At 65.1% G+C, this 14446-nt stretch carries 9 protein-coding genes and 1 tRNA gene; 2 read left to right on the forward strand and 8 right to left on the reverse strand.

The genetic code is table 11. The features are described 5' to 3' along the window. The 3 genes from ACXJL8_RS14925 to ACXJL8_RS14935 all read right to left on the reverse strand — a co-directional run. Positions 1–186 (reverse strand): hypothetical protein (locus ACXJL8_RS14925; protein ID WP_456685172.1); only part of this gene is annotated, 186 nt, incomplete at its 3' end. Between the two features lie 158 nt (positions 187–344). After that, a tRNA-His gene (locus tag ACXJL8_RS14930) sits at positions 345–421 on the reverse strand. Between the two features lie 262 nt (positions 422–683). After that, positions 684–1118, reverse strand: coding sequence for a phasin (locus ACXJL8_RS14935; RefSeq protein WP_456621980.1), 435 nt, complete (start codon positions 1116–1118; stop codon positions 684–686). A 738-nt stretch (positions 1119–1856) separates the two neighbouring features. Here ACXJL8_RS14935 and ACXJL8_RS14940 point away from each other — a divergent pair. Beyond that, on the forward strand, positions 1857–5246 hold the full coding sequence (locus ACXJL8_RS14940) for a PAS domain-containing protein (protein WP_456621979.1): 3390 nt from the start codon (positions 1857–1859) through the stop codon (positions 5244–5246). Positions 5247–5381: 135 nt separating this feature from the next. Here the strand turns inward: ACXJL8_RS14940 and ACXJL8_RS14945 are convergent, their stop codons facing one another. Further along, entirely contained in the window at positions 5382–6551 is a 1170-nt protein-coding gene (locus tag ACXJL8_RS14945; RefSeq protein WP_456621978.1) for a serine hydrolase domain-containing protein, read from the reverse strand. A 228-nt stretch (positions 6552–6779) separates the two neighbouring features. After that, positions 6780–8213 (reverse strand): MFS transporter, encoded by a 1434-nt coding sequence (locus ACXJL8_RS14950; RefSeq protein WP_456621977.1) that lies wholly within the window; start codon positions 8211–8213, stop codon positions 6780–6782. On the opposite strand from ACXJL8_RS14950, the gene ACXJL8_RS14955 reads away from it, so the two are divergent. Continuing rightward, positions 8212–9252 (forward strand): LysR substrate-binding domain-containing protein, encoded by a 1041-nt coding sequence (locus ACXJL8_RS14955; RefSeq protein ID WP_456685173.1) that lies wholly within the window; start codon positions 8212–8214, stop codon positions 9250–9252. The genes ACXJL8_RS14950 and ACXJL8_RS14955 overlap by 2 nt on opposite strands. A 201-nt stretch (positions 9253–9453) precedes the next feature. Here the strand turns inward: ACXJL8_RS14955 and ACXJL8_RS14960 are convergent, their stop codons facing one another. From ACXJL8_RS14960 to serA, 3 genes are all read right to left on the reverse strand, one after another. Then, on the reverse strand, positions 9454–11007 hold the full coding sequence (locus ACXJL8_RS14960) for an FAD-dependent monooxygenase (RefSeq protein WP_456621975.1): 1554 nt from the start codon (positions 11005–11007) through the stop codon (positions 9454–9456). A gap of 274 nt (positions 11008–11281) precedes the next feature. Further along, complete coding sequence (locus ACXJL8_RS14965) at positions 11282–12454, reverse strand: thiolase family protein (protein WP_456621974.1); 1173 nt, start codon at positions 12452–12454, stop codon at positions 11282–11284. A 255-nt stretch (positions 12455–12709) separates the two neighbouring features. Then, positions 12710–14299, reverse strand: a complete 1590-nt coding sequence (serA, locus tag ACXJL8_RS14970; RefSeq protein WP_456621973.1) for a phosphoglycerate dehydrogenase — start codon at positions 14297–14299, stop codon at positions 12710–12712. Between the last annotated feature and the right edge of the window lie 147 nt (positions 14300–14446).

The raw sequence follows: 14446 nt of genomic DNA on the forward strand, positions 1-14446 counted from the left end.
GGCGCCACCTGCACCTCCACTAACACCAGCGCCCGCGCGGCCGTCGCCTCCCGTCGAGCCGTGACTTGGCAAAGAGGAGCCGGTCATCACGAAGCTCATGATCAAAGTAGCGTCAGCCTTCTCGATGGACTGATTGAAGTCGAGCCCAGGACCTTTGATTGTAACCTTGAACGTCTCTTCCGCCATCTCATCACCTAAAGGTTGAGGCGAAGAACAAATCACGAAAACAGCAAACCGAGCAACGACCGAGTTTCGCTATCCCCGGGAAACGGCGGAAGATCATCGCTGTACTAGCGATGACATAGCCACAGTAGAAAAGTTGGAGACGAAACGCCCAGCAACGCTGGTACAGTTGGGTGGGCTCGAACCACCGACCTCCTGTTCCACAGACAGGCGCTCTAACCAACTGAGCTACAACTGCATCCTTGCGAGCCGCCCTGGGGGCGCCCTTGATAAGGGCCGGTCACCGAGGGGGGCTGGACGGGGCGGAAACTAGGTGCAACGGCCGTTTTTGGCAAGGCCGCAAAACCCGAGAATCGCCCTTCAGACGAGGTTATTTCCAAAGCAAAACCCGGGCCCTGCGGCCCGGGTTTCTATTGTTTGGGCATGATCTTAGCGGAAAACCGCTTCACGCTTTGCGCTGGCGGCCCCTTCGGGTCCGGATCATGCCTTGGCCCGGCCGCTCAGGCGGCGGGCGGGTAGAGCTTCGCGGCGCTGGCCTTGAGCGGCTCGGCGGTGGCGCTCGCAACCCGCTGGGTGATCTCGGCGAGCTCCTTGGCCTGGGCCTGGAAGGTCTCGAGCTGCTTCTTGGAATGGCTGCTCCACAGCGCGAACGCATCCGACGGCGACTTCACGCCGAGCAGCTCCTGGGTGAAGTCCAGATGGGCCTGGGTGTTGGCCTTCATGAACTCCATCAGCTTGGCCGAGTATTCGCTCGCGCCCTTGCTGGCGGTGGTGAACACCGCCTCGATGGTGCCGTTCTGGCTTTCAGCCGCGTCCTTGAACTTGGCGTAGCTCTCGCGGGCCTGCGAAACGCCCTTTTCGGCGAACGCCCGCATCTGTTCCGGGACCTCGAACGGAATGATCGAGGCAGTGAATGGATCTGTCGCACCTGTCATGGATGTCCCTCACGATTATGGAAAATGGAGTGAGCCTTCTGGCGCGCCCGCCGGCCCCCGGTCTGGGCCTTTCAAATTCAGCGGGTACGAAGACTGGAAACGCAAAACAAACGAGATGGCTCGCCCAGCGCCCAGCAGTATCCCCGCGTAACATGTCAACATTGTGCATCGCAACGCGATCCGGGCTGCGCGGTGAAAATTTAATCCCGGGGAGGATGAGGTTCCTGCCAGCGGGAACCCATGGTTGCGGTACCAAGATGCGACCCATGAAGGCGGTCCGCTCCCTCTCCCGCTTGCGGAGAGGGTTGGGGTGAGGGTGCTTCCGCAATGGGACAGTCCCAATGAGGAAAGAGCCCTCACCCGCGCCTTCGGCATAGCCGAGGCTTCGCCTCGGCGTTTCCTGAGAGACGGCCGCCGAAAGCGGCCTGCGCTCTCCCGCAAGCGGGAGAGGTTGGACCGAGTCGGCGGCCCCACTCAGTTCAAGCCAATGGACATCCCGGCCTTCGTGCGTCGGCTTGGCCGCGTCCATCGCGGCTGACCATCCCCCCGCGAATCCTGCGGATGCTGCGCTGGTGCTTCTTGCGGGCTCAGGCACATTAAGGTTATCGCGGCTTTAGGCCTTTCCCGCTAGACCGGGGCCGTGGACCTGCCCGCAGCCGCGGGCGATACTAACCCTTTCTTAAGGCTGTCATTCCCGGCAGCCGCCCTACCAGATGCGTGAGACTTGAAGCCGGTCGGATGAGCAGTTCGGATTTCCAGTTGCGAGGCGTGGGCGATCCGCGGCTGGCCGTGCATGCGACCTCTCCGCTGCCCGCCTGGCTGTGGTCGATCGACGGCACGCGGGTGCTCTGGGCCAATCCGGTCGGCGCAAAATTCTTCGGCGCGGACCATGCCGCCGCGCTGGCGGGCAAGAGCTTCGGGCCGGCGGACAGCCATCGCCGCCAGGTCGCCCGCCTCGCCCGCCACCTTTCGGCCAACGGCGCGGTCAGGCTCGAACGGCTGCGCGGCTTTGGCGCCCGGCTCGGCGTCCTGATGACCTGCGCCTGCGCGCGGCTCGAATTTGCCGACGGCAGCCATGGCGTGCTGGTCACCGCGATGAATCCAGCCGGCCGCACCATGCCGCTGGTCGAGCGCCTGCACCGGCTGGTCGCAGGCGCAGCGGTGCCGATGGCGGCGTTCGCGCCCGACGGCCTGTTCGCCGGCGCCAGCGAAGCCGCCCGCGCGCTGCTCGGCTTTCGCGATCTCGACGAGGCCGGCCTCGCGCAGGCGCGCAGCGATGCGCTTAGCCTTGGCCGCGCCGAGCTGCCGATCGGCATCGGCCACATGGTGCTGCAACGGGTCGGCCTCGGTGCCGATATCGGCCTGGTCGCGCTGATCGAGCCCGCGCCGGCGCAGGCCGCGCACGATGCCGCGCCCGAGACGGCACAGGAGACCATGCCTGAGCCGGCCGCTCCACCGGCAGAAGCCGCAGTGCCGCCAGTTGCATCCGCGCCGCCGGACGACCCGCAGCCCGCGCCGCCGAACCCAGCGCCGGCCGCTATCGCGCTGTTCGACGCGTTTGCCGAGCCGGTCGACCCACCGGCGCCGACCGAGACGATCACGCACACGCCTGCGCTGCCCGCCAGCGAAGCGGCGCCGGACGTCGCACCGGTCCAAGACAATGTCCAAGACACCGTCGACCAGACGATCGAAGCCGCATCCAAAACTCCGGTTGAAAACTTGGCCGAAGCCATTGTGTCGCCCCAGGGTGAGCCGATCACAGCCGGCATGGTCGAGCCGCCGTCGGGCCAAGCGGAGCCGTCCGCACCGCGCCAGCATCCGCTGCGCTTCCTGTGGCAGGTGGATGTGGAGGGCCGCTTTGTGCTCGCAACCGGCGAGTTCATCCGCCTGATCGGCCCACACACGGCCGCGGGCTTCGGCCGCCCCTGGCGCGAGATCGCCGACGCGTTTTCGCTCGATCCCGAGGGGCGCGTCGCGCAGGCGCTGGCCAGCCACGATACCTGGGCCGGGATCACCGTGAACTGGCCGGCCGATGGCGGTGAGCGCCTGCCGGTCGAGCTCGCGGGGCTTCCGGTCTATGATCACGCGCGCCATTTTGCCGGCTTCAAGGGCTTTGGCGTCTGCCGCGATCTCGACAGCCTCAACCGGCTCGATGCGCTCCGGCGCTTTGAGCTGCGCGCCGAGCCGGCCGCACAGCATGGCGTGTCCACCGAATGGGTCGAGCCCGATCCCGAACCGGAGGCGCCGCCTCCGCCGATCGAGCCGCCCGCACCTGAGCCTGAAGCTGAACTGCCCGAACCCGTCACCGAAGCGAATTCACACCCAACCGATCTGGAAACATCAGTGGAAACGCCTCCCAATGTCGTGCCGTTCCGCGCCCCCGGCGACACGCGATCGCCGACGCTGACCCCTGTCGAGAACAGCGCGTTCAACGAGCTCGCGCGGCAATTGTCCGAGCGCCTCGAACGCGAGCGAGAGACGATCGCAGCCGTCACCTCCGAGCCGCCGGCCGCGGCGAGTCCGCCCGAACCGCCGATGCGGGAGCTCGATGCGCCACACGCGCCGGCCGAATGGCTGACCGAGCCCGCGCCGCCCGCGCACGGCCACAGCGTGCGCGACCGCGCGCTGCTCGACCTTTTGCCGACGGGCATCCTGATCTACCGGCTCGACCGCCTGCTCTATGCCAACCCCGCCTTCCTCGCGCGCATGGGCTATCCCGGCCTGACCGCGCTGGAGGATGCCGGCGGGCTCGATGCGCTCTATGTCGAGCCCGGCGTGTCCGCGGCCAGCAGCACGTCGCAAGCGGGCACGCCGGTGACGATCAGCGCGGCGGTGGCGAACGGCGAACAGCCGCTCGCGACCACCGAGGCGCATCTGCACACGATCGACTGGGACGGCAATCCCGCGCATGCGCTGATCTGCGCGCTGCCGCAGGCAGCACAAGTCGTCGCCGCGCCCGCCATCGTCGAAACCGTGGTGGCGGCGCCGGTCGCGCCCGAGCCGGAGCTCGAGGCCGGGGATGCCGAGGCGGAAGATCTCGCCGCGATCCTCGACACCACGGCCGAGGGCATCGTGATGTTCGATGCCGAAGGCAACATCCACGCCTGCAACCGCAGCGCCGAGGCGCTGTTCGGCCATGACGGCGAAGCCCTGCTGCAGAAGAACCTGGTGAGCCTGTTCGCGCCCGAGAGCCAGCAGGTCGTCGTCGACTATCTCGACAGCGTCAGGAGCCAGGACATCGCGAGCCTGCTCGACCATGGCCGCGAGGTGCTGGGCCGCGAGAAGAACGGCGGCGTCATTCCGCTCGCCATGATCCTCGGCCGCACCCGGCCCGACGGCCCGAACTTCTTCGCGGTGTTCCGCGATCTGTCGCAGAGCAAGAAGGGCGAGAGCGAGCTGACGCGGGCCCGCCATCTCGTCGACGGCGCGGCCAACGCCAAGGCCGACATGCTGGCGCGGATCAGCCACGAGATCCGCACGCCGCTCAACGCCATCATCGGCTTCGCCGAGGTGATGATCTCCGAACGCTTCGGCACGCTCGGCAACGAGCGCTACGGCGAGTACATGAAGGACATCCGCGCCTCCGGCGAGCGCGTCATCACCATCATCGACGATCTGCTCGAGCTGTCGCGCATCGAGACCGGCAAGCTCGACCTCAACTTCGCCAACCTCAGCCTCAACGACCTGGTCGAAGCCTGCGTCGTGGTGATGCAGCCGCAGGCCAACCGCGAACGCATCATCATCCGCACCTCGCTCGCCCATGCGCTGCCGCAGGTCACGGTGGACGCGCGCGCCATGCGGCAGGTCACCATGAACCTGATCTCCAACTCGATCCGGCTTGCCAGCGCCGGCGGCCAGGTCATCGTCTCGACCGCGCTCACCGACCGCGGCGAGATCGCGCTGCGCATCCGCGACACCGGCCATGGCCTCACCGAGCGCGAAGTCGCGGCCGCGATGGAGCCGTTCCGCACCCCGCCGCCGGGCGATGCCTCGGACAATTCCGCGCTCAGCCTGTCCCTGACCAAGGCGCTGGTCGAGGCCAACCGCGCCCGGTTCAACATCAAGAGCACGGCCAACACCGGCACGCTGATCGAGGTGGTGTTCGCACCGGCGCTGGCGCGGGCTTGAGGCGAGATCAGGCCAGATCGATTGCTGCCACGAGGCAGGTTGCGCTCCGCCCCTGATCGTCGAACTCATCGACGATCAGGCCCCTTCGCAAGATTCTCCGTCATCCTCTCGTCGAAAGACGAGCCCGACATTGGGTCAACTCGACGACAAACCAGCCTCGACCTCGGCGTTGAGAAGAATGGACATGATTTTCTGTCCCACTGGCGAGGCGAGGCTGCCGGCGGACAGAACCACGACGCCATTGCCCGACGGAGCGTTTGCGCCGTTCTGAACCCAGCTCTCAAACCCCATCCACGAGCTGAAGCCCGGTACGCCGCCATCTTTCGACAGGACACGTCCCGCCGCGCCGGCGATGTTCGGAAAGAACCACCCAATTCCGACCGTGGGGCCGTTCGTCGGCCCCCCGCAGATGCCCGTCGCCGTACCGCATTTGCCCCGGGTCCAGCCGGTCTGCTGCTGCGTCTGCAGGATGGCGAATTCCGTCGGTGAAGGCTGCAGTTGGCCCATGTTGTAGAGCAGCCATTGCAGCATGTCCGAGGCGCAGCTGACGATCGATCCGCTCCCGAACTCCATCGGTGGGCACGGCAAATAGCTATGACCTACGTCGAAAGGCTGCGTCCCGTCGTATCCACACGCCATGCTGGGCACCTGGCCCGTACTGAACAACGCGGTGTTGTTCATGCCCAGACCCGCGCACAGCTCCACGAGTTGCGTGTTGTACTCGTCATAGACGTCGACATAGGTGTTCTGCGGGTTGGCGCCGGCAATAGCCAGGAGGGACCAGGCAAGGTTTGAATACGTGTAGCACTGGCCCGGCGGACAGATCCAAGCCGAGTGCTGTCCGCTGTTGAACCAAGCGACGAGCTCGGTGAAGTTCTGCAAGTTACTCGGCGGGCAGAATGGTCCCCGCGGATCGGGAGGCAAGCCGTTATCCTGCGGAAATCCAGAAGCATAGGTGACGATGTCGGCGACCGGAATCCCGCTGATCGCGGCCGGCAGGGAAATCGAGGGCATGCAGGACCCGACCGTATTCCCATCATATGTGCCCTGAAGGCTGTAAAAAATTCTGGATGTGAAGACTTTGGAAATGGACCCGATTTCGAACAGCGTATTTGGCAGGTTCGCAGCGGCCACGACGTTGTGGTTCGAGTCCCAGACTTCAGTCTGGGAGGGAGAGAAGAACTTTGCGGAGGGGGTGCCGGAGCCGTCAAAGTCCGTGAAGACGTACACGGCCATCCCCATGTAATCACTGACGGCAGCGTCTATGATGGTTTGGATCGCCGAGCTCGGGTCCGATAAGGCCATGGCGCCCCTCCCCATTGCAAGCTTGATCGCCAGCAGACTTTAGCATCTTCCATTGCGGTTGTCTTTATAAGAATGACATCGTGTGGTTGATTACGCGATTTAATGGTGAGGGGTGGTGCAAGTTGCTTCGTGGGCGCGAGGCCTGGCTTTGGCCATCTGCGAAGTCAGGCGATGTCCGCTTCCCTCCGCGAGCTAGAAGCCGCACAAAAAAGAGCACGGCGCCCGCCGCTATGCAGCCTGTTGCCCGTCCATGAGCCAATAGACGATGGCGGTCAGGGCGAGGGTCGATGCGCCTGCAACGATGAAGGCGGCGAGATAGTCGCCATTCGGGCTGAGCTGCAGCGCCGCGCCCAGAAGCGCGATCCCGAAGCTGAAACCGATTTGGCGCATCGTGACGCAAATGGCCGATGCGGTCGCCGCACGATCGCCTGGAACCGCCGACACGGCGGCGGCGGTGATCTGAGCGTTGATCACGGCACAGCCTGATCCGCTGACCAGCAACGCGATGACGGTCATTGCCAGCGTGTGCGGCCCCGCATTTGCGCCGGAGATCGCACCGAGTGCCAGGTCAGCCATCCCGATCAGAGCGAGACCACCACAGAAGAACGTCCGTGACGGGATGCGGGTCGTCAAGGCCGCGCCATAGCGCGGCAACACCATCATCGGCAATGTGAGCGCGACCAGGAGCCAGCCCGCCCCAAGCGGGCTGAGACCCAACGGTCCGCGTGCCAATTGCGGCACGTAGACGAGCAGCGACCAGAATCCGGTCGATCCCGCGATCGGGACGAGGCACATCGCGATGAACTGCCGGGATCCGAACAGCTTGAGATCGAACGCCGGGTTGGGGTGTCGGTGTTCCACCCAAACGAACAGAAGCAGCGCAATCCCGGAAGCCGCGAGTCCTGCCAGGAACGTCGCCGACGCGATGCCGCCAAGCGCGGGCGCTTCCAGCAGCATGAACGCGAGCGCCGCCGACGTGATCGCAAGAAGGCCGGCACCGAGCCAATCGACCTTGGCGCTCGAACGCTGCTGGTCGAGCCCATTGCCAATTCTGCACAGCACCAGCACAACCAGGACCGCGCAAAGCGGCAAGTTGACCCAAAAAATCCAGCGCCACCCGATCGTATCGGCCAGCAACGATCCGAGCGGCGGGCCAGCGACCATCGAGGCACCGACGATCGTGCCCCAAAGTCCAAACGCCCGCGCGCGGCGAGGCCCCTCGTAGGCACCGGCAAGGAGGGCGGACGAGGTGCTGGTGAGGCAGGCACCGGCGATACCTTGCAATGTGCGGAATGTCAGCAGAACGTCGAACGTTGTCGCGCACGCACACAGCAGGGAAGCCAGGCCAAACAGCCCCGCCCCCCAAGTGAACATCTGAACGCGTCCGTATCTGTCGGCAAGGCTGCCTGCAATCGGCAGACAGAAGATCAAGGCGAGGCTGTAGACGTCGATGGCCCAGGCCGCTCGCGCGGAAGCGGCGCCGAGGTCGCGGCCAATGTCGGGCAAGGCAGCTGCCAAGGCCGTCAGGTCGACTTGAAACAGAAAGCCGCTCAAGCATGCCGCAAGCAGCGTCGCCGTTTCGAGGGACATGCGATTGCCGCGGTCGTCGGCACGCCAACTGGCGCTCCGCGCTTCATCGTCGTTCTGAGGTTTGTCGAGCATGGTCGTTGCGGCCTCCATGGCGCATGGATGGCCGGGCAACAGGCTCTGGTCGAATGATGGTTCCTCAAAAGCTCATGAATCTGTATCATGGCTTGAGGAGACCGAGATGCCACGCCGCTTGCCGCCCTTCGCACCGCTCGTCGCGTTCGACGCCGTCACCCGCCATGGTTCATTCACACGCGCCGCGGCGGAGCTGGGCGTCACACAGAGTGCGGTCAGCCATCAGATCCGAAAGCTGGAGGACCATTTCGGGGTCGCATTGTTGCAGCGGCAGAACCCGGGGATCGGGATAACACCCGCCGGCGCGCAGCTCAGGCAGGAGCTTGCGGCAGCACTCGACGCGCTTGGTGCGCTGGATGCTCAGGTGCGGCGGCGCTCGAACCGAACGACGTTGCGTGTGGGCGCGAGCTCGGCGTTGGCAACGTGGTGGCTCGTCCGCCGCCTGCCGGACTTTACGGCGCGATATCCGTCGATCAACGTTGATCTCAAGCCACTGGAGACAGGGGACAGCTCAAGGCGGCCGCTCGACGTGCGAATTGTCTGGAACGCGAGCGAAGACGCACGGCGGACGTCGACGCAATTGCCGCTGTTCTGGGAGCGGATTTTTCCCGTCTGTGCGCCACACCTGTTGCCGCGGCGGCGTCCCTTGACCGACCCCGACGGCCTGCTGGCCCTGCCGCTCATCCACAAGGGCGACAACGCGACCGGCGACTGGGGTTGGCCCTCCTGGTTCAGACGCCTGGGATTGCCGAAATCGGGCGCCGCCGCTGGCAGCCTGACGCTGGACGACATGGGAATGTGCATGTCGGCTGCGGCCGAGGGGGCCGGCGTGACATTGGGGCGCTCGCTTCTGGTTGCAGATGCGGTTTCGTCTGGACGCCTCATGTCCGCGCTCGCCAATTACCCCACGGTCGAGTGCACGAAAATTCAGGTTGCGCAGTGGCCAGCCGATCTGATCGGCGATCGCAGCGTCGAATTGTTCGTGAATTGGCTCGCTGAGCAAGCCGAGACGACCGTGAAGACTATGTCGGCGGCCTAGTCCAGGATACGTCTTGCTGTCGCGGGCGGCGCACGATCAGGCCGCGCGCACCGTGTCCAGGAACCTGCCGAGCTCGAGCTTGAGGCGATTGCTGTCGTTCGACAGCGACTGCGCCGCGGAGCGCGCCTGCGACGAGGCCGAGCCGGTCTCGGTGGCGCCCCTGGCGTACGCTGCTGATGTTGGCGCTGACCTGCGTGGTGCTCAGGGAAATCCTCGCGCCTCCATGGATTGACCGAACCATCGCGACGCGGCGTGAGCCACCTCCTCATAGTCGGGCGTGCCGTCGCAGGCCCACACGACGAAGCCGTCGGGGCGCACCAGCACAGCACTCAGGCCCAGCCGGTCCTTTGCGTCATCGGCGACATATGTGATCCGGTCGCTCCAGCGGCTTGCAAGCATCCGAAGCGGTGCACGGGCGCCGAAGTCCAGCAATATCCCTTTCGCCGGCCTGAGACGTTCTGCGACCGTCGTCCCGTCAAGCAATTCAAAATCGGGAGCACTCCGGCCGACAAGCTGATGGCTGCCACCGAGATCGTAGCGGAGCGAAACGCCGCGCACGCGCTCGGCGAAATAGGTCGCACCGTCCCGCGTCTCGATGAGATCGCGAATGATGGCCTGGAGCGCGCGGGTGCTCGGCGTCGGCCGCATGATCGCGACCTGCGCGCGCGACCAGTCGAGGATTTGCGCGCCCACAGGATGCCGCTCGCGCGAATAGCTGTCGAGGAGATCGGCCGGTGCTTGCCTGCAGATCGTGGCCGCCAGTTTCCAGCCCAGGTTCATCGCATCGCCGAGACCAAGATTGAGGCCCTGGCCGCCCAGCGGCGAATGGATGTGGGCGGCGTCGCCCGCCAGGAGCACCCGCCCCTTGCGATACGTGGTTGCCTGATGGGCCCGATCCGTCCAGGTGGCGGCGAGCCGAAGCGCCGTGACGGTGACGTCGGTGCAGGAGACGCGACGCAGGACACTCTGCACATGCTCGCGCGTGATCGGCTCGGTCCGGTGGAAAGCTCCGCCGTCGAAATCGACCATCGCGATCGTCCCGGGCTGCGCATAGGTATACATGCCGGCGGGCGTGTAGTTGCGACCCTGGCGAAGCCTGTCCGGATCGGCCAGCTCGACATCGATGGAATAGCCCGTGAACTCGGGGTCGGTGCCGACGAAGTCGAAGCCGCCGATCTTGCGCACCGTGCTGCGGCCGCCGTCGCATCCGACAAGCCAGCGTGCCCGGAAGGTCGCGCCGGCCGCCTGCACTGTCACGTCTTCGCTCGAGGCGACAATGGCATTCACGCCAAAACCGCGCCGGATCTCGACGCCCATGCTGCATGCGCGCGCAGCCAGAACGGATTCGAGCGTTTCCATATCGACGGCGAGGTTGGCATCGGCCGACGTTGGCAGACGCCAGGACCACTTCGCGACATCGACGTTGTCCTGATAGAACTGGATGCCGGCGAAATGACCCGCGGGCCGCCGCGTCTGCTGCATCCAGTGGGCTGCGCTCTTGATCGCGCCTGAGGCAAGCTGCTGCGCGGCCACGATCTCCTCCAGCAGGCCGCGCCGGTGAAAGGCCTCGCGTGTGGGGATCGAAAGACCGCGCAGGCCAAACGGGAGCTGCTTCAGGGCCGAATGCGAATCTTGCGATTGCTCCAGCACCAGCACCTGGAGACCGGCGAGCCGCAGCTCGCATGCGAGATAAAGGCCGACGGGCCCGGCACCGGCAATGACGACGTCGTATGGAATCGAAGATTGATCGTGCATGAGACGCTCCTGTGGTCGATGTTCGACCGGAGCGTTCCCTGGGCTTGAGAATCACACGGACGAACGATTGGGCGCCTTGGTGGCGTCCGATGTTCGTCGCGGGGATCTCGTGCACAAGGCCAAAGACCAGAGCTTTCGTTACCGAAAGGACTTGGGCTTACCAGACCAAGTCTGCCTTTTCCGACAGAAGACATATAGTTTCGTGACGATCGATCTGCAACGAAAAAGGCACGGCGCTTGCGGCGCCGTGCCTTTCTCATTCACGTGGCCTGGATCAGCTATAGATCTCGAACAGGCCGGCGCCGCCCTGGCCGCCGCCGATGCACATCGTCACCACGCCCCACTTGGCCTTGCGGCGCGCACCTTCCTGGAGCAGGTGGCCGGTGAGACGGGCGCCGGTCATGCCGAAGGGATGGCCGATCGCGATCGAGCCACCGTTGACGTTGTACTTCTCGGGATCGATGCCGAGCTTGTCGCGCGAATAGAGGCACTGGCTGGCGAAGGCCTCGTTGAGCTCCCAGAGATCGATGTCGTCGATCTTGAGGCCATGACGCTTCAACAGCTTCGGCACGGCAAAGATCGGTCCGATGCCCATCTCGTCCGGCTCGCAACCCGCCGCCGCCCAGGCGACGAAGCGGCCCATCGGATTGAGCCCGCGCTTCTCCGCGTCCTTGGCTTCCATCAGCACCACGGCCGCCGCGCCGTCCGAGAGCTGGCTGGCGTTGCCGGCGGTGACGAACTTGCCGGGGCCCTTCACCGGCTCGAGTTTTGCCAATCCTTCCAGCGTGGTCTCAGGGCGATTGCATTCATCGCGATCGACGACATAGTCGACGATGCTCTCGGCCTTGGTCGCCTTGTCGACCACCTTCATCTTCGTCTTCATCGGGACGATCTCGTCCTTGAACTTGCCCGCCTGCTGGGCGGCCGCCATGCGGCGCTGCGACTCCAGCGAATATTCGTCCTGGTATTCGCGGCTGAGCTTGTAGCGCTCGGCGACGATGTCGGCGGTATCGATCATCGCCATGAAGATGTCCGGCGCGGTCTTGAGCAGATCCGGATCGACCCATTCCTTCGGCGAGCCGCCGCCCGGGATCGAGATGCTCTCGACACCGCCTGCGACGATGCAGTCGGAGCCGTCGGAGCGGATCGAGTTCGCGGCCATGGCGATGGTCTGGAGGCCCGACGAGCAGAAGCGGTTCACCGACACGCCGCCGGTCGATTTGGGCAGGCCCGCGAGCAGCGCGGCCTGACGGCCGATGTTCGGCGCACCATGGGCGCAATTGCCGAGATAGCAGTCCTCGACATAGTCCTTCTCGACACCGGCGCGGTCGACCGCATGATGGATGGCATGGGCCGCGAGCGACATCGGCGGCGTTATGTTGAACCCGCCACGGCCGGACTTCGCCAGGCCCGTGCGTGCATAGGAAACGATGACGGCTTCACGCATTGTTTTCTCCCTTTTTCGAACGATTGGTACGGAGCGTCTTGGCGCTATTGGTACACAAAGTTGGAAGGCCGGGGGAGAAATAAAGCGCGGCACCGCACCAACAAAAAGCCGCCCTCGCGAAGAGGGCGGCGTCGTTGTTCCGCAGGTCGGAATTTATGGTATGATGCCCGTCATTCCGGGGCGGCTCGCAGAGCCGAATCCGGAATCTCGAGATTCCGGGTTCGATGCTTCGCATCGCCCCGGAATGACGGAGTGTCAGAACGTCAGCGCCTTGACCTGCTTGACCTGCGGCAGGGCCTGCACCTTGGCGAGCACGTCCGCCGGCACCGCGCCGTCGACCTCGACCAGCGCGATGGCGTCGCCGCCCTGCTCGACGCGGCCGAGATGGAAGGTCGCAATGTTGATCTTGGCGTCACCCAAGAGGCTCGCGAACTTGCCGATGAAGCCCGGCTTGTCCTCGTTGGTCACGTAGATCATCGACTTGCCGAACTCGGCGTCGACGCGGATGCCCTTGATGTCGACCAGGCGCGGCTTGCCGTCGTGATAGACGGTGCCGGAGACTGAGCGCTCCTGGCGTTCGGTCGCGACCGTCACGGTGATCAGGCTCTCATAGTCGCTCTGGGCGGCGCGCACGATCTCGTCGACCACCATGCCGCGCTCCTTGGCGACGACCGGCGCCGACACCACGTTGACCTCGCCCAGCATCGGCCGCAGCAGGCCCGACAGCACGGCTGACGTGATCGCCTTGATCTTCATCTCGGCGACATGGCCCTCATAGGTGATCTCGACCTTGAGGATGCCGGTCTCGGTGAGCTGGCCGGCAAACGAGCCGAGCTTCTCGGCGAGCGCGATGAACGGCTTCAGCTTCGGCGCCTCTTCCGCGGTGATCGAGGGGAAGTTGACGGCGTTCGAGATCGCGCCGGTCAGCAGATAGTCCGACATCTGCTCGGCGACCTGGAGCGCGACGTTCTCCTGCGCCTCGGTGGTGGAGGCGCCGAGATGCGGCGTGCAGATCACGTTGGGGTGGCCGAACAGCACGTTCGCGGTCGCGGGCTCCTCGACGAAGACGTCGAAGGCGGCACCCGCGATGTGCTTGGAATTCAGCGCATCCACCACCGCCTGCTCGTCGACCAGGCCGCCGCGGGCACAGTTGATCAGGCGCACGCCCTTCTTCATCTTGGCGATTGCGGCAGCATCAATGATGTTCTTCGTCTTCTCGGTGAGCGGGGTGTGCAGCGTGATGAAATCGGCGCGCTTGAGCAGCTCGTCGAGATCGACCTTCTCGACGCCGATGTCCTTGGCGCGCTCTGGCGATAGGAACGGATCGAAGGCGACGACCTTCATGCGCAGGCCGAGCGCGCGGTCGGCGACGATCGAGCCGATATTGCCGCAGCCGACGACGCCGAGCACCTTGCCGGTGATCTCGACGCCCATGAAGCGGTTCTTCTCCCACTTGCCGGCCTGGGTCGAGGCGTCGGCCTGCGGGATCTCGCGCGCCAGCGCCAGCATCAGCGTGACGGCGTGCTCGGCAGTCGTGATCGAATTGCCGAACGGCGTGTTCATCACGATGATGCCTTTTGCCGTAGCGGCGGGAATCTCGACGTTGTCGACGCCGATGCCGGCGCGGCCGATCACCTTGAGGTTGGTCGCCTTGTCGAGGATCTTCGCGGTCGCCTTCGTCGCGGAGCGGATCGCGAGGCCGTCGTAATTGCCGATGATCTCGGCGAGCTTGTCCTTGTCCTTGCCGAGATTGGGCTGGAAGTCGACCTCGACACCGCGGTCCTTGAAGATCTGCACGGCGGCGGGAGAGAGCGCGTCGGAAATGAGAACTTTGGGTTTGGTCATGGGGATGATCCTTCGCCTTCCCTAACGGGAGGATCGGCCTGCGACGGCCGGAATTGAGTACGGGAGCTTTGTCTTCCCCCTCTCCCCGTTTTTACGGGGAGAGGGTTGGGGTGAGGGGCAGCCACAGGCGAAGGTGCAAGCGGAGAG

Source organism: Bradyrhizobium sp. P5_C11_2, from assembly GCF_054049755.1.